Below are 19,456 nucleotides of genomic sequence, written 5' to 3'. Positions count from 1 at the left end.
CTCAGTACGCCAGCGAGCGGTCGACGGCGTCGAGCACGCGGTCGAGACCCGGCAGGTACTCCTCCTCCAGGCGCGCCGGCGGGTACGGCGCGTGGTAGCCGCCGACCCGCAGGACGGGGGCCTCCAGGTGGTAGAAGCAGCGCTCGGTGATCCGGGCGGCGATCTCCGCGCCGGAGCCGAAGAAGACCGGGGCCTCGTGGACGACGACCAGGCGGCGGGTCTTCTCGACCGAGGCCTGGACGGTGTCGAAGTCGATCGGGGAGATCGAGCGCAGGTCCACGACCTCGATCGACCGGCCCTCCTCGGCGGCGGCCGAGGCCGCCTCCAGACAGGTCTTCACCATCGGGCCGTAGGCGACGAGGGTGAGGTCCGTGCCCTCGCGGGCGACCCGGGCCTTGTGCAGCTCGCCGGGGATGGCCTCGGTGTCGACCTCGCCCTTGTCCCAGTAGCGGCGCTTGGGCTCGAAGAAGACGACCGGGTCGTCGCTCTGGATCGCCTGCTGGAGCATCCAGTAGCCGTCCGAGGGGGTCGCGGGAGTGACGACCTTGAGGCCCGCGACGTGCGCGAAGAGCGACTCGGGGGACTCGGAGTGGTGCTCGACGGCGCCGATGCCGCCGCCGTACGGGATGCGGATGACGACCGGCACCTTGACCGCGCCGAGCGAGCGGGCCCGCATCTTCGCGAGCTGCGTGACGATCTGGTCGTACGCGGGGAAGACGAAGCCGTCGAACTGGATCTCCACGACCGGCCGGTAGCCGCGCAGGGCGAGGCCGATCGCGGTGCCGACGATGCCGGACTCGGCGAGCGGGGTGTCGACGACCCGGTCCTCGCCGAAGTCCTTCTGCAGGCCGTCGGTGATCCGGAAGACGCCGCCGAGCTTGCCGACGTCCAGGCCCATGACGACGACCTTGGGGTCGGTCTCCAGGGCCGTGCGCAGCGACTCGTTGAGCGCCTTCGCGAGGGGGAGCTTCTGAACAGCCATGGTTACTCGGCCTCTCCGTTCGCGAAGGACGCCTGGTAGGCGGCGAACTGCGCGCGTTCCTCGTCGACGAGCGCGTGCCCGTCCGCGTACACGTTGTCGAACATCGCCATGTGCTCCGGTACGGGCATGGCGCGGACGACCTCGCGGACGTGCTTGCCCAGGGTCTCGCTCTCCGCCTCCAGCTCCTCGAAGAAGGCCGCGTCGGCGTGGCCCTCGTTCTCCAGGTAGGCCTTCAGGCGCAGGATCGGGTCCTTGGCCTCCCACGCCTCGCGCTCCGCGTCGCGGCGGTAGCGGGTCGGGTCGTCGGACGTGGTGTGGGCGGCCATCCGGTAGGTGAACGCCTCGATGAGCGTCGGGCCCTCGCCGCGGCGGGCGCGCTCCAGGGCGGAGCGGGTGACCGCGAGGCAGGCCAGGACGTCGTTGCCGTCGACCCGGACGCCGGGGAAGCCGAAGCCCTGGGCGCGCTGGTAGAGCGGGACGCGGGTCTGCTTCTCGATGGGCTCGGAAATGGCCCACTGGTTGTTCTGGCAGAAGAAGACGACCGGGGCGTTGTAGACCGCGGAGAAGACGAACGACTCGTTGACGTCGCCCTGGCTGGAGGCGCCGTCGCCGAAGTAGGCGATCACGGCGGAGTCCGCGCCGTCCTTGGTGATGCCCATGGCATAACCGGTGGCGTGCAGGGTCTGCGAGCCGAGGACGATCGTGTACAGGTGGAAATTGTTGCTGTTCGGATCCCAGCCGCCGTTGTTCACGCCGCGGAACATGCCGAGGAGGTTCGTCGGGTCGACCCCGCGACACCAGGCGACGCCGTGCTCGCGGTAGGTCGGGAAGACGTAGTCGTCGTCGCGCAGGGCGCGGCCCGAACCGATCTGGGCGGCCTCCTGGCCGAGGAGCGAGGCCCACAGGCCCAGCTCGCCCTGGCGCTGGAGGGAGGTGGCCTCGGAGTCGAAGCGACGGGTGAGGACCATGTCGCGGTAGAGGCCGCGCAGCTCCTCGCCGCTCAGGTCGATGTCGTAGTCGGGATGCTGGACGCGCTCCCCTTCGGGCGTCAGGAGCTGGACGAGCTCGGGCTCCGTCGCTCCCGCCGCGGCGCGCGTGCTCGTCTTCTTGGTGGTGCTCGGGCTCGCGCTTGCGGTGCGCTTGGTGCCGCTGCTGCGTCGCGTCGTCTTGCGCGCGGCAGTGCTCTCCACGGTCACGTGCGTGCTCCTCCGTCGGTCCGGCCCCCGGGTTCGCCGGTGAGGCCAGTGCGGCTCTCCGCCTTGTCCGTACCCTTCGCACGGGGTGGGTGCGACGCGGCCGGGGTCGGGCGTGACAAGTGCCCCGGCGAGCGCCCTGTCATAGGCACGTTACCCACAGCGCGGCATTCCCGCGAAACCCCTCTTGACCTGCGATTTTGCTTGGATTTCCAAGTAAATCGAGAAAAGGGGGAACAGCGGCTGGTCAGCGCGTCGGCAACGGCCTGGAGGGCCGCCGGAACAAGCGGCACGTTATCCCGCGCACCCCGGGCGCGGGAAGAGCCAATATGTGAGACTGACAGCGTGCGCGAAGATGGAAAAATCACGGTATTCCTGCTGGACGACCACGAAGTCGTCCGGCGCGGCGTCCACGAGCTGCTCTCCGTGGAGGCGGACATCGAGGTCGTCGGCGAGGCCGGAACGGCGGCGGACGCGCTGGTCAGGATCCCCGCGACCCGTCCGGACGTCGCGGTGCTCGACGTCCGGCTGCCGGACGGCAGCGGGGTCGAGGTGTGCCGGGAGATCCGCTCGCAGAACGAGGACATCAAGTGCCTGATGCTGACCTCCTTCGCGGACGACGAGGCCCTCTTCGACGCGATCATGGCCGGCGCCTCGGGCTACGTCCTCAAGGCCATCCGGGGAAACGAGCTGCTGAGCGCGGTGCGGGACGTGGCGGCCGGCAAGTCGCTGCTCGACCCGGTGGCGACCGCCCGGGTCCTGGAGCGGCTGCGCGACGGGAACGCCCCCAAGGGTGACGACAAGCTCGCCCATCTGACGGAGCAGGAGCGCAGGATCCTGGACCTGATCGGCGAGGGCCTGACCAACCGGGCCATCGGCGAGCGGCTCCACCTCGCGGAGAAGACCATCAAGAACTACGTCTCCAGCCTGCTGTCGAAGCTGGGCATGGAGCGGCGCTCGCAGGCCGCGGCGTACGTGGCGCGGATGCAGGCCGAGAAGCGCTGACCGGTCCGCTTCGGGACCTACGTCCCCCCGCGAGGGGGCGGGGGCCCCTTTTCCGGACGCGCGGTGGTGACGGAGGGTGGAGGACATGTCCACCGACGAGATCCGCGCCATCGAGCTGCTGAACCGCGTGTCGTACGGCCGGGTGGCGACGAGCATGAGGGCGATGCCCTTCGTCGCCCCGGCCCGCCACGTCGTGGTCGACGGCCGGGTGCTGCTGCGGATGCACGAGGGGCTCGGCTACCACCGCGCCTGCAACGGCGGTGTCGTCGCGTACGGCGCGGACAACTTCGGCTCGGGGGCCGAGCACATCTGGTCCGTGCAGTTCAGCGGCACCGCGCGGGTCGTCGAGCCGACCCGGGAGGAGCGCGCGGCCTTCGGGCCCGAGCCGGAGCTGGTGGACGGCGAGCCCTTCGTCCCCGTCTACCTGCGGATCGAACCCCAGTTCGTGACGGTGCACGCGCTCGACTACCCGAGCGAGTCGCGGAGCACGCGGCCCGCGGCCCGTTCCGTACGGCGACACCTTCACCACGTAGCGTGATCTAACATCTGGCGGGTGCCGCGCTCATCTGAAACCCTCACCCCGCCGACCTGCGCACCGCCCGCACGCTCCCGGCCCACCGCCCCCCGCCCGGGCGGCGTCCGGCCCGTCGGCGCCCCGCCCGTCGACGCGCTGCTGCGGCGGCACCGGCACGCCGGGGAGGCGCTGGACTGCGTGCCGGTCACCGAGGGGCTGCTCAACCGCGGTTTCCGGCTCACCACCACCCGCGGCACCTACTTCCTCAAGCAGCACCTGGACGCCGCCACCGCCGACCGGGCCACCGTCGCCCGCCAGCACCGGGCCACCCACCGCCTGCACGCCCTGGGCCTGCCCGTCGCCCCGCCGCTTGCCGACGCCCGGGGCCGCACGGTCGCCGTCATCGGCGGTCACTGCTACGCCCTGCACCCCTGGGTCGAGGGTCGGCACCGGGACGGCGGCCAGCTCTCCACCGGCGGCTGCCGCCGCCTCGGCACCCTCCTCGGGCAGGTCCACACCGCGCTCGACCGGGTGATGGACGACCCGGAGGCCGGCGGTCCCGGCGGGACGGACGCGGGCGCGTGCGCGAGCGCGGACCCCCAGGACACCTTCCGGGCCATCGACGAGCTGATCCGCCTCGTCCGCGCGCACCGCCCCCGCGACAGCTTCGACGCGCTCGCCGAGCACCGGCTCAGGGAGCGCCGCGGGCTGCTCGCCCGGCACGCCCACCACCGGCCCCCGGCCGCCTCGGCCGCCGGCTGGGTGCACGGCGACTTCCACCCGCTGAACCTGCTCTACCGGGGCGCGGAACCCGCCGCGATCGTCGACTGGGACCGGCTCGGCCGCCGCCCGAGGGCCGAGGAGGCGGTCCGGGCCGCCGCCATCTTCTTCGTACGGCCCGGGGGCGAGCTGCCCCTGGGGAAGGTGCGGGCCTACGCGCGCGCGTACCGGCGGGCGACGGGCGCCGACGGCGCCGAGCTGGCGGCGGCGGCGCACCGGGTGTGGTGGGAGCGGCTCAACGACTTCTGGACCCTGCGCTGGCGCTACCAGCTGCACGACCGGAGGGCCGACGCGCAGTTCCCCGCGGTGTCGGCCCTGGCGGTCTGGTGGACCCGCGAGTACGAGGCGGTCCGGGAGGCCTTCGCGGGGTGACCGCGACGGGCGCCCGGCGGAGCCCCCGTGTCAGAGGGGCTCCGTGTCGGAAGGTCCCCGTGTCTCAGGGGCTCTCCGTGTCGGAGGGCGGTCTCCGTGGCGGCGGAGCCCCGTGTCAGCCGGTTTCGCCGGTGGCCGGCGGCTGGGTGCCCGGATCGCCGTCGTCGCCGCCGTCGGTGCCCCCGGAGGGGTCGCCGGTAGGCTCGGTGACCGGAGGCGTCGTGGGACGGGTCGGCGGCGCGGTCGTCTTCGTGGGCGTGCCCGTGGGCTCGACCGGCGGCGTGGTGGCCGGCTCGGTCGGGGTCTCGGTGGTCGGCGTGCCCGTGGGCCAGTCCGGCTGCCGCGTCGGCTGCTCGGTCCACGGCTGCTGGGTCGACCCGCCGTTGGACGTGCCCGGGTCCTGCGTCTGGTCCTGGGTGGGCTGCTCCGAGGGCGGGGGCTCCTCCGAGGCCGTCACCGAGGGCGAGGTGGTGACGGTCGGCGTCTTGTCCTCCGTGGTGCCGCCGCCGTTCCCGCCCGCCTTGCTGAGGGCGAACGCGACCCCGGCGACCACCGCGACCAGCGCGAGCGCGGCGAACAGCCACACCTTGCCCCGGCCGCCACCGCCGCCCTGCGACCCGTACGAGCCGCCCTGGCCGTAGCCGCCGCTGCCGCCCGTACCGCCGTCGTAGCCGCCGAACCCGCCGTCGTCGGGGTTCACCGGCGGCAGGATCGGTCCCTGCGCGGTCTCGCCGTGCATCGGGTGGCCCATCGCGGTCGTCGCGGCCACGCCGCCGGCCGGGGTGCGCCCGCCCTCGTGGACCTCGATCGGACCGGTGTTCCACGTGCCGGTGTAGCCGCCCTGCTGCTGGAGCATCTGGAGGGCGTACTGGATGAGCCCGCGCATCTCCTCGGCGCTCTGGAACCGGTCGTCCGGGTCCTTCGCGAGCGAGCGCATCACCAGGCCGTCCAGCTCCGGCGGCACGGACCCGGTCACGTCGGACGGCGGGACCGGCACGTCCTGGACGTGCTGGTACACGACGGACAGCGGCGTCTCGCCGGTGAACGGGGGACGCAGCGAGAGGAGTTCGTAGAGGAGGCAGCCCGTCGCGTACAGGTCGGAGCGGTGGTCGACGGCCTTGCCGAGCGCCTGCTCGGGGGAGAGGTACTGCGGCGTGCCCATGACCATGCCGGTCTGGGTCATCGTCGACTGCGCGCCGTGCAGGGCGCGGGCGATGCCGAAGTCCATGACCTTCACCGCACCGCTGTGGGTGATGATCACGTTCGCCGGCTTGATGTCGCGGTGCACGATGCCGTGCTGGTGCGAGTAGGCCAGCGCCTCCAGGACCCCGGAGACGATGATCAGGGCCTGCTCGGGGCCGGGCGCCTCGGCGCTCAGCAGCAGGTCGCGGATGGTGCGGCCCTCGACCAGCTCCATCACGATGTACGGCACGGGGCGGCCGGCCACCAGGTCCTCGCCGGAGTCGTACACGGCGACGATCGCGTGGTGGTTGAGACCGGCGACGGACTGCGCCTCGCGCGTGAAGCGGGCCTTGGAGACCGGGTCCTCGGCGAGGTCGGCGCGCAGCAGCTTGACCGCCACGGTGCGGCCGAGCCGTACGTCCTCCGCCGCGAACACCTCGGCCATGCCGCCGCGTCCCAGACGGTGCGTCAGGCGGTAGCGCCCGTCGCCGACGACTCCGCCGACGCCCCAGGACTCCGCCGACGAGTCCGGCACGCCGCCGCCTGCTCCGGATTCGGGTGCCATCAGTCCTCGCCGTCGTCTGTCGTGCCGTGTCCAGTCGTCACGCTACAGGCTCCGTACGACATCACGGTCCGAGATGGACCGGCCATCCAATCCCGTTCACGTACACCTGTGCAAATTCGACGCATTCCCGCACCGGTTCGGAAACGCTTCCTGTGCGGAGGGTCACGTAACGGGCACCCGGCTTGACGTGTCACCGCCCTGGGGCAGACTTGGCCGGGAAAATCCGGGAACGACGCCGCCACGCGCGCGTAGGGGGAAGCACAGATGAGCCAGGACGGCGCACAGGGCCGCTACGCGGGCGGTTCGGTCGCGGGCGGCCGGTACCAGCTGCGCGATCTTCTCGGCGAGGGCGGCATGGCGTCGGTGTACCTGGCGTACGACACCGCCCTCGACCGGCAGGTCGCCATCAAGACGCTGCACACGGAGCTGGGCCGGGAGCAGTCCTTCCGCGAGCGGTTCCGGCGCGAGGCGCAGGCCGTCGCGAAGCTCTCCCACACCAACATCGTCTCGGTCTTCGACACCGGCGAGGACACCCTCGACGGCGCCGTCATGCCGTACATCGTCATGGAGTACGTGGAGGGGCAGCCGCTCGGCGCGGTCCTCGCCTCCGACGTGCGGCAGTACGGCGCGATGCCGGCCGACAAGGCGCTGAAGGTCACGGCCGACGTGCTCGCCGCCCTCGACGTCAGCCACGAGATGGGCCTGGTCCACCGCGACATCAAGCCGGGCAACGTGATGACGACCAAGCGCGGCGTGGTCAAGGTCATGGACTTCGGCATCGCGCGGGCCATGCAGTCGGGGGTCACCTCGATGACGCAGACCGGCATGGTCGTCGGCACCCCGCAGTACCTCTCCCCCGAGCAGGCCCTCGGCCGCGCGGTGGACGCCCGCTCCGACCTCTACTCGGTCGGCATCATGCTCTTCCAGCTCCTCACCGGCCGTCTCCCCTTCGACGCCGACTCCCCGCTCGCCATCGCGTACGCGCACGTGCAGGAGGAGCCGGTCGCCCCGTCCTCCGTCAACCGTTCGGTGACGCCGGCGATGGACGCGCTCGTCGCCCGCGCGCTCCGGAAGAACCCGAACGAGCGGTTCCCGAGCGCGGCGGCGATGCGCGACGAGTGCCTGCGGGTCCTGTCGGCCGGGCAGACCGGCGCCCCCGTGATCGTCGCGGGCGGTCCGGTCAGCAGCGGCTCGGGCGTCGGCTCCGCCGTCTTCCCGCCGGTCGGCCAGACCCCGCCGCCCGGTCCGCACTCCGGTCCGCACGGCGTGCAGCAGTACATGGCGCCGACGCCGCAGCCGGGCCCGTACGGCCCCGTGACCCCGGCGCCCGCCCCGACGTACGGCTACCCGCAGCAGGCCCCGACGCCCGCGCCGTACGCCCAGGCCCCGACGCCGGCGCCGTACACCCAGGCGCAGCACGTGCCCGCCCCGGCGGGCGGCGGCTCCCGGCGGAACACCCCGGTACTCGTGGGCGCGATCGCGGTCGCCGTGCTCGCGATCGGCGGCCTGCTCGTGGCGCTCAACCTCGACAAGGACGACCCGAAGGACCCGCAGGCCGGCGGCACCGGAGGCACCGGCACCCAGCAGACCCAGACGGCGGCGCCGGGCCACAAGGGCCCCGACCTGACCAAGACCATCGACGCGAAGAAGTGCACCCAGCCGAGGGAGTCGAGCGACGACCCCGAGAAGTTCGAGGTGCCCAACTTCAAGTACCGGAACATCCAGTCGGTGAAGGACTGCGTCCAGGCGGCCGGGTGGAAGATCAAGGTCGAGACCCCGGTGGACGAGTCCACGTACGGCGAGGGCACGGTCCTGGAGCAGTACCCGCCGTCCGGTACGGACATCACCGCCAAGGACGCGGAGTTCACGCTCCAGATCTCGACGGGCAACCCGCCGCAGTAGAGCGGTGGAGCGGTAGGGCGGTGGAGCGGTAGGGCGGTGGAGCGGTAGGGCGGTGGACGGGCGGGCGGTGGACAGGCGGGCGGGCGAGTAGAGCGGTGGGCAAGTAGATACCGGCGCTCTCTGTCCACCCCCTCCGGAGGCCTGCCGGTCGCCTACCGGCGGCCTACCGGATGCCGGTTTCGTCCCGACATGTGACGCTGGGTCGAACACCTCGGCGGCTCGGTACGGGAGGGGGTCACCCGGTGACTCCAGTACTCCGCAGGGCGCGGGCGCGAGCCCTGCGCCCCGCGCTCACCTGCGCGTTCCTCTGCGCCTGCGCCCTGTGCGCCGCACCCCTCGCGCACGCGGCGGAGCCTCCCGCGGCCACGGCGAGCGCCACGGCACCGGCGTCCACGCCCCCCGGTACCACCCCGGCGGCGCCCCCGGCTCCCTCGACGTCCTCCAAGCCCCCTTCGGGTCCGCCCTCCGCGACCGCCCCGCCGTCCGCCCCCGCATCCTCCTCTGTCTCCGCGCCGGCCCCCGCTCCCGTCTCCGTCGCGCCGGGGCGGACCGGGGGCATCGTCCCGCCCGGGCCCGCGCCGGCTCCCGCTCCCGCCGGTTCCGGCGCGGTCTCTCCGGTCGCGCAGACCGGGCCCTCCGGTGCCCCCGCGCCGGAGCCCTCCGCCTCCCTCGCGGGCCGGCCCGCCGCCGAGGGCCGGCTCCGGCCCGGCCGCACCGAGACCGCCCCGCCTCCCTCGGAAAGCTCCTCCCGTACCGAAACCGCTACGGAAGCGGACCCCTGGGAGGACGAGGAGGAGGGGATCGGAGCCGTACCCGAGGAGGAGGCCCTGCCGCCCGAGGCCGCGCCCGCCAGCCTGCCCGCCGTCGCGCCCCGGGCGGACGGCGAGGCCGCTCCCGACCTCGCCCACCAGCGGGTTCCCGTGCTGACCCTGGGCGTGGGCCTCGCTCTGGTGGGGCTCGGAATCGGCTTCCTGGGGCTTCGGATGCGGCGCCGCTGAGCCGGCGCGAAGGACCGGGGTCCCCCTTGAGTGGGACCTCCGGCTTCCCCCTCAGGTCGGTTGTCCGCCGCTGCATACCCGGTATACATACTGAGTATGTCGATCCGCCACGGGCTCCTCGCCCTCCTCGAACGCGGCCCGCGCTACGGCTCTCAGCTCCGTACGGAGTTCGAGTCCCGCACCGGCTCCACCTGGCCCCTCAACGTCGGCCAGGTCTATACGACCCTCGGCCGTCTGGAGCGCGACGGCATGGTCCGGCAGGGCGGCGAGGACGGGGCCGGGCACACGCTCTACACGATCACCGACGACGGCCGTGCCGAGCTGCGGGCCTGGTTCGAGAAGCCGGTGGACCGCACCAGCCCCGCCCGTGACGAGCTGGCCATCAAGCTCGCCATGGCGGTGGGCGCGCCGAGCGTCGACATCCGCGACGTCATCCAGTCCCAGCGCCGGCACACCGTGCGGGCGATGCAGGACTACACCCGGCTCAAGGCCCAGGCGCTCCTGGCCGTCGAGAGCGGCGGGGCGCGGGAGCGGGACGACGTGGCCTGGCTGCTCGTCCTGGAGCAGCTGATCTTCCAGACGGAGGCCGAGGCGCGCTGGCTGGACCACTGCGAGTCCCGGCTGATCCGCCTCTCGGCGACCGCGCGGTCGGCCCCGGACGCACAGGACGCCCCGGGCGCGCAGGACACCCCGGCCTCGCAGGACGCCCAGGACGTCCCGGCTCGCGCGGACGCCGCCCGCCCGTGACACCGGGGCGCGGAGGCCGACCGCCCGCGCCCCTTCCGTATCTCACCTCACCTCCGCACCGCTTCCGCACGACCTCCGCTCCACCTCCGAACCTCTGACGCACCACCTTCCACCGCACGCTCCGTGCCCGGCCGACCGCCCGGCACGCCCAAGGGGGGAACCCTTCCATGTCCGCACAGCAGCCCGTGCTGCAACTGAAGAACCTGACCCGGGTCCACGGCTCGGGCGCCACCGAGGTGCACGCCCTGCGCGGCATCGACCTCGCCGTGTACCCCGGTGAGCTCGTCGCCGTCATGGGCCCCTCGGGATCCGGCAAGTCCACCCTGCTCACCATCGCGGGCGGCCTGGACTCCCCCACCTCGGGCGCGGTGATCGTCGAGAACACCGACATCACCAAGGTCGGCATCAAGCAGCTCGCGGCCCTGCGCCGCCGCAGCATCGGCTACGTCTTCCAGGACTACAACCTCATCCCGGCCCTCACCGCCGCCGAGAACGTGGCCCTGCCCCGCGAGCTGGACGGGACCTCCGCCCGCAAGGCGCGCGTCGAGGCCCTCGCCGCCCTGGAGGAGATGTCCCTCGGCCACCTCGCCGACCGGTTCCCCGACGAGATGTCCGGTGGCCAGCAGCAGCGCGTGGCCATCGCCCGCGCCCTGGTCGGCGACCGCCGGCTGGTCCTCGCCGACGAGCCGACCGGCGCCCTCGACTCCGAGACCGGCGAGTCCGTCCTCGCCCTGCTCCGCTCCCGCTGCGACGCGGGCGCCGCCGGCGTCCTCGTCACCCACGAGCCGCGGTTCGCCGCCTGGGCCGACCGCGTCGTGTTCCTGCGGGACGGCGCCATCGTCGACCAGACCGTGCGCAGCGAGGCCGACTCCCTCCTCTCGGGCCGGGTGGCGGAAGCGTGAAGACCTGGTTCCACTCCTGGCGGGCCGCGATCCGCATAGCCCGCCGTGACGCCTGGCGCGCCAAGGGCCGCAGCGCCCTCGTCCTCGCGATGATCGCCCTGCCCATCCTGGGCGTCAGCGCCTTCGACCTGACCTTCCGCAGCGCGGAGCTGTCCCCCGCCGAGAAGCTGGACCGGACGATCGGCGCGGCCGACGCCCGCTTCCGGGACGCCGACATGGCCGGCGTGCCGATCCTCCAGGACCCGGCCGGTGAGATGAGCGCGCCGGCCAGGAAGGAGGACGACGAGCGGTGGCCGTCGGGCCCCACCGACGTCACCAAGACCTTCCCGGCGGGTTCCACCGTCCTCACGGACCGCGTCGGATCGGCGAAGCTGACCACGTCCCACGGTCTGCTGATGACCGAGGTGCGCGAGCTGAAGGCGTCCGACCCCGTCGCCCGGGGCATCATGCCGCTCCTGGAAGGGCGTTACCCGGAGAAGAACGACGAGATCATGGCGACCTCGCACTTCCTGGAGACCAGCGGTCTGTCGATCGGCTCGACCCTTTCCGCTCGCAACTTCGAGCGTCCGTATCGCATCGTCGGCTCCTACGAACTTCCCGACTCGCTCAAGACGGATCAGGTCAACGCGCTCCCCGGCGCCTTCCTCGCCCCGTACGGGAAGGCCGCCGAGAAGGCCGGTCTGTCGGCCCCGGACTCCTCCGTGTCGTACCTGGTGCGGAAGCCCGGTGGTTTCACGTGGAACACGGTCCAGGAGATCAACACCAAGGGCGTTCTCGTCGCCTCGCGCGCCGTGCTGCTCTCCCCGCCCGCCGACGCCGACGTCCCGCTCTACCAGAAGGACGGCTGGGGCACCTACGAGGCCGGGAGCGCGGACCGGGCCGCCGAACTCGCCGCGGTCGCGACCGTCGTGGGCCTGGCGATGCTGGAGATCTGCCTCCTCGCCGGTCCCGCCTTCGCGGTCGGCGCCCGCCGCTCACGCCGCCAGCTCGGTCTGGTCGGTGCCAACGGCGGTGCCCGCAGCCACATCCGGGCGATCGTGCTGAGCGGCGGTCTGGTCATCGGCGTCGCGGCGGCCGTCGTCGGCACCGTGCTCGCCGTGGTCCTGACCCTGGCGCTCCAGCCGCTCCTCGAACAGGCGATGGGCCAGCGGTTCGGCGCCTTCGACGTCCGGCCGCTCGAAATCCTGGTCATCGCGCTGCTCGCGGTCCTGACCGGTCTGCTCGCCGCGATCGTCCCGGCCGTCACCGCCTCCCGGCAGAGCGTCCTCTCCTCGCTCACCGGCCGGCGCGGTGTCCGCCGCAGCAACCGGGTCCTGCCGGTGATCGGTCTCGTGGCCCTGCTGCTCGGCGGGTCCGTCGCCCTCTTCGGCTCCCTCGTCACCGAGCAGGTCGCCGTGGTGGCGGCCGGCTCCGCCCTGGCCGAGCTGGGTGTCGTCGCGATGACCCCGGCCCTGGTGGGCCTGTTCGGCCGCAGCGGACGCTGGCTCCCGCTCTCGCCGCGCCTCGCGCTGCGGGACGCCGTCCGCAACCGGGGCCGTACGGCTCCGGCCGTCGCCGCCGTCCTCGCCGCCGTCGCGGGAACGGTCGCCGTCTCCACGTACATGGCGAGCCGGGAGGCCGAGAACAGGGCCTCGTACGAGCCCAAGCTGCCGTACGGCGCCGCCGCCGCCTTCGTCCGGGAAGAGGGCGGCCGGGACGTCCCGGCGGTCCGCGAGGCCATCCAGCGGTACCTGCCCGTCGAGCTGCGCGCCGATGTCGACCGCGTCTCGGTCGGCAGGCCCGGCTGCCCCCCGTGGGGCGACGACGCGGGCTGCGGCCGCTTCGAGGTCGTCGTGCCCCCGGCGAACGAGTGCCCGCTGTACGTGTCGCTGCCGGGCGGCGGCGACCCCGCGGAGCGGTTCACGCCCGACCAGCGGCGGAAGCTGATCACCGACGACTGGCGCTGCAAGGAGTCCTTCCACGCCGGGATCTACGTCGACGGCGGCCTGCTCGTCGGTGACGCCAAGGTCCTCCAGGTCCTCGGCGTCGACGACCCCGGGGCCGTGAAGGCCCTCGCCGACGGCAAAGTCGTCACCTTCGACCGGGCCCAGATCGACAAGAACGGCACCGTCGGGCTCAAGCAGATCACCGACACCGCCGCCGCCGACAAGGCCATGGAGGAAGGCCGGCCCGTGCCCGGGAAGGTCAGCTCCGTGCCCGCCTACCTGGTGCCCGGCGACAAGAACTCCTACGGGCTCCAGGCCCTGATCACCCCGGCCACGGCCAAGGCCGCCGGTCTCTCCACCGTGCCGCTGGGCGTGTACGCCGCCACCGACCGGCTCGCGGACGGCGAGCAGCGGCAGAAGCTCGACGGCGAGCTCGCCAAGCTCGGCAGCAGCGTGGACCTGCACGTGGAGGAGGGTTTCGTCAACGAGTACGGGATCGTCCTGCTCTCCCTGGCGATCTTCGCGGGCCTCGTCACCATCGGCGCCGCCGGCATCGCCACCGGGCTCGCCCAGGCCGACGCCGAGGCCGATCTGAAGACGCTCGCCGCCGTGGGCGCCCCGCCCCGGGTCCGCCGTACGCTCAGCGGCTTCCAGTGCGGAGTCGTCGCCGCGATGGGCGTGGTCCTCGGCTCGGCGGCCGGGCTGCTGCCCGCCGTGGGGCTCCGGCTCACCGAGGAGCGCGACCGGCTCCGCTACCACGAGATGAGCGTCGCCGAGGGCTGGAGCGCCGACACGGCGCCGCCGGACCTGCCGATCGTCGTCCCGTGGGAGACCCTGGGCCTCCTGCTCGTCGCCGTCCCGCTGGGCGCGGCCCTGCTCGCCGCCCTCGTGACCCGCTCGCGCGGCGCGCTGGCCCGGCGCGCGGCGACCTGACGGTCTTCGTCGCCCATCTGTGCCCCTGTACGAGGGTGGATCACCCTCGTACAGGGGCACACCCCGTGGTGAGGCACGTGTACGAGAGAATGGCGGCATGGAGATGCCGAGGAATGACAGGTCGCAGGAGAGCCCCCAGGTCCTCATCGTGGGACAGGACGGGATGGCCCTCGGCGGCGCTCAGGGCGACGACGAATCCCGCGAGGTCCCGGTGACGGAAATGGTCGAGCAGCCTGCGAAGGTCATGCGGATCGGCAGCATGATCAAGCAGCTCCTGGAAGAAGTACGCGCGGCTCCTCTCGACGAGGCCAGCCGGGTCAGGCTCAAGGACATCCACGCCAGCTCCGTGAAGGAGCTGGAGGACGGGCTCGCGCCCGAGCTGGTCGAGGAACTGGAGCGCCTCTCCCTGCCGTTCACGGACGAGGCGATCCCCTCCGAGGCGGAACTGCGCATCGCGCAGGCCCAGTTGGTGGGCTGGCTGGAGGGCCTCTTCCACGGCATCCAGACGGCGCTGTTCGCCCAGCAGATGGCGGCCCGCGCCCAGTTGGAGCAGATGCGCCGGGCCCTGCCGCCGGGCTCCGGTCACGACGATGACGACGACCACGGCCCGGGCCACGCGGTCCGTTCGGGGCCGTACCTGTAGGACGCACGCGGAGGGGCCCGGCACACCCGGTGTGTGCCGGGCCCCTCCGCGTCCGTGTCCGTGTGCCGGGTCAGTCCCGGGGAGCGAGGAGCAGGACCTTGCCGACGTGGTCGCCGGCCTCCAGCGCCCGGTGCGCGTCGGCGGCCTCCGGCAGCGGCACCGTGCGGTCGACGACCGGCCGGACCGTACCCGCCCCGATCAGCGGCCAGACGTGCTCCCGGACGGCGGCGACGATCGCCGCCTTCTCCTGCGGGGGACGGGACCGCAGCGTGGTCGCCATGACGGCGCCGCGCTTCGCGAGCAGCGCCCCGAGGTTCAGCTCGCCCTTCACCCCGCCCTGGAGGCCGATGATCACGAGCCGTCCGTTCACGGCGAGCGCCTTCACGTTCCGTTCCAGGTACTTGGCGCCGACGATGTCCAGGATGACGTCCGCCCCGGCCCCGTCCGTCGCCTTGGCCAGCTCCTCGACGAAGTCCTGCTCGCGGTAGTCGATGAGGACGTCCGCGCCCAGCTCGGCGCAGCGCGCCAGCTTCTCGGGGCTTCCGGCGGTGACCGCGACCCGGGCCCCGATCGCCTTCGCCAGCTGGATCGCCATCGTGCCGATGCCGCTCGCGCCGCCGTGCACGAGGAGCGTCTCGCCCGGCCGCAGGTGGGCGATCATGAAGACGTTGGACCAGACGGTGCACGCGACCTCGGGAAGCGCGGCGGCCGTGGCCGCGTCGACGCCCTCCGGCAGCGGCAGGAGCTGCCCGGCCGGGACCACGACCCGCTGCGCGTAACCGCCGCCGGAGAGCAGCGCGCACACCTCGTCGCCGACGCTCCAGCCGGACACCCTCGGACCGAGCGCGGCGATCCGGCCCGAACACTCCAGACCGGGGTACGGGGAGCTGCCCGGCGGCGGGTCGTAGAAGCCCTGCCGCTGGAGCAGGTCGGCGCGGTTGACCGCGCTCGCCACCACCTCGACGAGCACCTCACCCTCGCCGGGTACGGGATCGGGCACCTCGGCCCAGGCCAGGGCCTCGGGCCCGCCGGGTTCCGGAATCGTGATCGCATACATGGCGGCGAGGCTACTCCCGCGACCGCCGCCGGGTCGGGATCGATCCGGCGGCGGGGCGGGGGTGGTCCGGCGGTGAGGCGGGGGCGGTCCGGCAGCGGGGCGGGTGCGGCGGGCTCAGTCCTCCGGCGGGGTGGAGAGCCGGGTCACCGGCGTGGCGCGCACGATGGTGATCACCCGGTCGGTGGCCTGGAGCGGGCTGGCCGCGGGGTCGTCGTAACTGAGCAGGCGGTGGCCCCGGAGCACGCTCACCACCAGGTCCTCGGTCTCCCGGGGGCCCTTGCCCACCTCGCTCTTGGTCACGGGACGGTCGACCAGGTCGAGGCCGGAGCCCTGCTGGATCAGGTCCTCCATCACCGTGCCGGCGCTGGGGCTCAGGACCGAGAGGCCGAGCAGGCGCCCGGCGGCGCTGGCGCTGGTGATGACCGCGTCCGCGCCGGACTGGCGCAGCAGCGGCGCGTTCTCCTCCTCGCGGACGGCGGCGACGATCTTCGCGCCCCTGTTGAGCTGGCGCGCGGTCAGGGTGACCAGGACGGCCGTGTCGTCGCGCTGGGTGGCGATGACGATCTGCCGGGCCCGCTGCACCTCGGCGCGGAGCAGCACGGCGCTGCGGGTCGCGTCGCCGATGACGCCGACGAAGCCGTCCGCGTTCGCCGTCTCGATCACCTTGCTGGAGGGATCGACGATGACGATCTGCTCCTTGCTGAGCCCGGTCGCGCAGAGGGTCTGGATCGCGGACCGCCCCTTCGTGCCGAACCCGACGATGACGGTGTGGTCGCGCAAGGTGGACCTCCAGCGATTCAGCCGGAACTCCTCCCGGGTCCGCTCGGTGAGGACCTCCAGGGTGGTGCCGACCAGGATGATCAGAAACAGCACGCGCAGGGGCGTGACCAGCAGGATGTTGACGAGCCGCGCCGTGTCGCTGTACGGGACGATGTCGCCGTATCCGGTGGTGGAGAGCGTCACGGTCGCGTAGTAGGCGCAGTCGAGGAAGTCGAGCGTCTCGTCGGCGTTGTCGTGGTAGCCGTCGCGGTCGAAGTAGACGAGGAAGATCGTCACGACGAGCACGCCGAGCGCCATGAGGAGACGCTTGCCGACCTGGCGGAGCGGCCTCTCCACCTCCCGGCGGGGCAGGGTGACCCGCGGGCCGGAGATCTTCTCCTCCGCGTGGCGGGCCATCACGTCACGACTGGGAAGTTTCACGTGAAACACGCTCCTTGGGCCGGTACGGCCCCCGCCGTCGGCGGCCAGGGAAGATCGAGGACGTCCAGTTCCTGTCCGGGCCGTGCCCCGCCGGGCGGGACGACGGCCAGACCGTCCGCGGCGGCGATGCCGCGGAGCATGGCCGGGCCGTTGTACCGCAGCGGTACGACCGACCCGCCGCGACGGACGACCGGGACGAGCCGTGTGTCATGGGGGTGCCCGTGCACCTCGTCCCGAACGGGCACACGGTACGGCACGGGGGTGCGGGGCTCTGATCCGGCCCCGCCTTCCGCGGGGGTCCCGGGCTCCGCCAGGGCGGCGAGCAGCGGGGCGGCCAGGGTGAGGAGGCCGGAGACGGCCGCGAGCGGATTGCCGGGAAGACCGACGAGATGGCGCACGTGCAGCGGGCGGGCGGGATCGGTGCCGAGGCGGGCGAGGAGCATGGGGTGCCCCGGCCGCACCTTCACCCCGTCGACCAGGAGCGTGGCACCGGCCTTGTCGAGCACGCGGTGGACGTGGTCCACGGGCCCGGCGGCGGTGCCCCCGGTGGTGACGACCAGATCGGCGGTGGAGCCGGTGACGGCCGCGTACAGCGCTTCGGCGTCGTCGCCGATCCGGCGGGTGGCGAGGACGTCCGCGCCGAGCGCCGCCAGCCAGGGGCCGAGCATCGGTCCGAGGGCGTCCCGGATGAGCCCCTCGCGGGGGAGCCCGGACGTGAGGAGTTCGTCGCCGAGGACCAGGATCTCCACGCGGGGGCGGGGCAGGACGAGGAGTTCGTCGTATCCGGCGGCCGCGGCGAGACCGAGGACGGCGGGGGTCACGGCGGTACCGGCGGGCAGCAGGTCGTCGCCGGAACGGCACTCCTGGCCCCGGGGCCGGATGTCCTGCCCGTCGACGACCTCGCGCAGGGCGTGGAGCAGGGGGCGAGCCCCGGGGCCCGGGTGCGCGGGGGCCGGTCGTTCGGCGGACGGGCGCTCGGTGGACGGGCGCTCGGTGGACGGGCGCTCGGTGGACGGGCGCTCAGGAGACAGGCGCTCGGCGGGCAGGTGCTCGGCAGACGGGTCTGCGGCACGGGGCTGTTCGGTACGGGCCTGTTCGGTACGGGCCTGTTCAGTACGGGAGTGCTCGGTACGGGAGTGCTCGGTACGGAGGACGGCCGTGGTCCCGGGCGGGACGGGGGCGCCGGTGGCGATCCGTACCGCCTCTCCGGCGGCCAGCGCGGCGGCCGGGGCGTGACCGGCGAGGACGGCGGTCTCCTCGCGGACGCGCCAGGGGCCCGGGCCCGCGACCGCCCAACCGTCCATGGCGGAGGTGTCGAAGGACGGCAGGTCGGCGAGGGCCGGGAGCGGCCCCGCCAGAACCTGGCCGAGCGCCCGCCCCAGCGGGAGCGCCAGCGGCTCCCGGCCGGTCCGGGCCGCGACCCCGGCGCGGCGCGCGACGGCCCGCGCCTCGGGCCAGCCGGTGGCCCGGTGCGCATGACCGGCCTGCGGGCCACCGCCGGGCCCGGAGGGCTTGTCGGCGGGTCCGGCGGACTCGTCGGTGGAGCCGGAAAGACCGTCGGCGGGCCCGGCGGCAGGTCCGGCGGACTCGTCAGTGGGCCCGGCGGGCTCCTCAGCGGATCCAGGGGGGCCGTCGGTGGGTCCGGGGGCCACGGGAGCGGGCTCCTTCAGGCTCATCCGGCTCCGTCCTGCTCGGCCTCCCAGCGCAGGGCCAGTGCCGCGGCCTTGCGGGCGGCCTCCGCGACCGCCTCGGGGCCGCCCTCGCCCGCGCACGCCGCCGCGTACCCCACCAGGAAGGTGGTCAGGGGCGCGGCGGGACGGGCCACGTTGTGGGCGGCGTCGCGGGCCAGATCGAGCAGCACGCCGGTGTCGACGTCCAGCTCGATGCCCAGTTCGTCCTTGACTGCGGTGATCCATTCGTCCAGCACGCTCCCATGCTCCCTGATGCGGGCGCGGGCCGTGGCGATGTCCTCCCAGGTGTCGCAGTCGAAGGAGACGAGGGGACCGGCGGGGAGCCTCACGAGCCGGAGCCCGTGCGTGAGGTGACGCAGCGGCAGGTGGGCGAGACCGTCGCGGTCGTCCGCGAGCCGGTCCAGCGCGCGGCGCAGCGAACCGGTCCGGTACGCGGCGACGAGCGGCTGGTCGCGCCCCTCGGCGTCGGTGAGGAGCACGGCCTCGGCGCCGGGGTCCTCGTCCAGCGCGCCGAGGAGGCTCCGGACGGTGTCGCCGTCCAGGAAGGGCAGGTCGGCGGAGAGGACGAGCAGGACGGCGGCCTCCGTCTCCCGCGCTCCCGCGTCGAGGGCGGCCACCGGGCCGCCGCCGGGCGGGTCCTCCCTGGTCCAGCGGACGGGCCGGGCGGTCGGCCGGGGGGATCCGACGACCACGGTCCGGCCGGCGCCGGAGCAGGCCGCGAGGACCCGGTCGAGGAGGGTCCGGCCCCCGACCCGTACCCCGGGCTTGTCGGTGCCGCCGAGGCGCCGGGCGGCGCCCCCGGCGAGTACGACGGCGTCGTATGCGGTGGTCACCCCAGCAGTATGGGCCGCCGGGGGTCGCGGGC

16 protein-coding genes are annotated in these 19,456 nt (G+C 73.6%); 9 read left to right on the top strand and 7 right to left on the bottom strand.

What is annotated here, in order from left to right; genetic code table 11:
* Position 1: 1 nt before the first annotated feature.
* Both ACIQD7_RS22195 and pdhA read right to left on the bottom strand, forming a co-directional pair.
* A complete protein-coding gene (locus tag ACIQD7_RS22195; protein ID WP_402443622.1) occupies positions 2-982 on the bottom strand; it encodes an alpha-ketoacid dehydrogenase subunit beta in 981 nt (326 codons plus the stop codon).
* A gap of 2 nt (positions 983-984) precedes the next feature.
* The gene (gene pdhA / locus ACIQD7_RS22190) at positions 985-2,178 is read right to left on the bottom strand and encodes a pyruvate dehydrogenase (acetyl-transferring) E1 component subunit alpha (protein ID WP_391165827.1); all 1,194 of its coding nucleotides are present in this window, start codon (positions 2,176-2,178) and stop codon (positions 985-987) included.
* 342 nt (positions 2,179-2,520) lie between these two features.
* On the opposite strand from pdhA, the gene ACIQD7_RS22185 reads away from it, so the two are divergent.
* From ACIQD7_RS22185 to ACIQD7_RS22175, 3 genes are all read left to right on the top strand, one after another.
* Positions 2,521-3,180, top strand: a complete 660-nt coding sequence (locus ACIQD7_RS22185) for a response regulator (protein WP_402443620.1) — start codon at positions 2,521-2,523, stop codon at positions 3,178-3,180.
* 85 nt (positions 3,181-3,265) lie between these two features.
* The gene (locus ACIQD7_RS22180; RefSeq protein WP_121830122.1) at positions 3,266-3,718 is read left to right on the top strand and encodes a pyridoxamine 5'-phosphate oxidase family protein; all 453 of its coding nucleotides are present in this window, start codon (positions 3,266-3,268) and stop codon (positions 3,716-3,718) included.
* 15 nt (positions 3,719-3,733) lie between these two features.
* Positions 3,734-4,846: a phosphotransferase gene (locus ACIQD7_RS22175; protein ID WP_402443619.1), complete on the top strand. Its 1,113-nt coding sequence runs from the start codon at positions 3,734-3,736 to the stop codon at positions 4,844-4,846.
* Between the two features lie 115 nt (positions 4,847-4,961).
* On the opposite strand, the gene ACIQD7_RS22170 is transcribed toward ACIQD7_RS22175, so the two are convergent.
* Positions 4,962-6,593: a protein kinase domain-containing protein gene (locus tag ACIQD7_RS22170; protein WP_121830120.1), complete on the bottom strand. Its 1,632-nt coding sequence runs from the start codon at positions 6,591-6,593 to the stop codon at positions 4,962-4,964.
* A gap of 264 nt (positions 6,594-6,857) precedes the next feature.
* Here ACIQD7_RS22170 and ACIQD7_RS22165 point away from each other — a divergent pair, with 264 nt between their 5' ends.
* The 6 genes from ACIQD7_RS22165 to ACIQD7_RS22140 all read left to right on the top strand — a co-directional run bounded on the left by ACIQD7_RS22165 (position 6,858) and on the right by ACIQD7_RS22140 (position 14,643).
* Positions 6,858-8,495, top strand: a complete 1,638-nt coding sequence (locus ACIQD7_RS22165) for a protein kinase (RefSeq protein WP_402443616.1) — start codon at positions 6,858-6,860, stop codon at positions 8,493-8,495.
* Between the two features lie 242 nt (positions 8,496-8,737).
* Positions 8,738-9,493 carry a hypothetical protein gene (locus ACIQD7_RS22160; protein ID WP_402443614.1) on the top strand — a complete coding sequence of 252 codons (756 nt, stop codon included), beginning with the start codon at positions 8,738-8,740 and terminating at the stop codon, positions 9,491-9,493.
* A gap of 96 nt (positions 9,494-9,589) precedes the next feature.
* Positions 9,590-10,240: a PadR family transcriptional regulator gene (locus ACIQD7_RS22155; RefSeq protein WP_402443612.1), complete on the top strand. Its 651-nt coding sequence runs from the start codon at positions 9,590-9,592 to the stop codon at positions 10,238-10,240.
* A gap of 167 nt (positions 10,241-10,407) precedes the next feature.
* Positions 10,408-11,142, top strand: a complete 735-nt coding sequence (locus tag ACIQD7_RS22150; RefSeq protein ID WP_121830117.1) for an ABC transporter ATP-binding protein — start codon at positions 10,408-10,410, stop codon at positions 11,140-11,142.
* On the top strand, positions 11,139-14,000 hold the full coding sequence (locus ACIQD7_RS22145) for an ABC transporter permease (protein WP_402443610.1): 2,862 nt from the start codon (positions 11,139-11,141) through the stop codon (positions 13,998-14,000). The genes ACIQD7_RS22150 and ACIQD7_RS22145 overlap by 4 nt, the downstream gene beginning before the upstream one ends.
* 97 nt (positions 14,001-14,097) lie before the next feature.
* A complete protein-coding gene (locus ACIQD7_RS22140) occupies positions 14,098-14,643 on the top strand; it encodes a bacterial proteasome activator family protein (RefSeq protein ID WP_121830115.1) in 546 nt (181 codons plus the stop codon).
* Between the two features lie 70 nt (positions 14,644-14,713).
* Here the strand turns inward: ACIQD7_RS22140 and ACIQD7_RS22135 are convergent, their stop codons facing one another.
* The 4 genes from ACIQD7_RS22135 to ACIQD7_RS22120 form a co-directional block, all read right to left on the bottom strand.
* Entirely contained in the window at positions 14,714-15,700 is a 987-nt protein-coding gene (locus ACIQD7_RS22135) for an NAD(P)H-quinone oxidoreductase (protein WP_402443608.1), read from the bottom strand.
* A gap of 114 nt (positions 15,701-15,814) precedes the next feature.
* A complete protein-coding gene (locus tag ACIQD7_RS22130; RefSeq protein WP_161373788.1) occupies positions 15,815-16,900 on the bottom strand; it encodes a TrkA family potassium uptake protein in 1,086 nt (361 codons plus the stop codon).
* Positions 16,897-18,294, bottom strand: a complete 1,398-nt coding sequence (locus ACIQD7_RS22125) for a molybdopterin-binding protein (protein WP_402443802.1) — start codon at positions 18,292-18,294, stop codon at positions 16,897-16,899. Before ACIQD7_RS22125 ends, ACIQD7_RS22130 begins: the two co-directional genes overlap by 4 nt.
* 278 nt (positions 18,295-18,572) lie before the next feature.
* Complete coding sequence (locus ACIQD7_RS22120) at positions 18,573-19,424, bottom strand: NTP transferase domain-containing protein (RefSeq protein ID WP_402443606.1); 852 nt, start codon at positions 19,422-19,424, stop codon at positions 18,573-18,575.
* Between the last annotated feature and the right edge of the window lie 32 nt (positions 19,425-19,456).

The organism is Streptomyces sp. NPDC093071 (genome assembly GCF_044754545.1).
Taxonomy (GTDB): Bacteria; Actinomycetota; Actinomycetes; order Streptomycetales; family Streptomycetaceae; genus Streptomyces.
The sequence above is the reverse complement of the archived record's forward strand: the minus strand, read 5'-3'. Positions and strand labels throughout refer to the sequence as shown.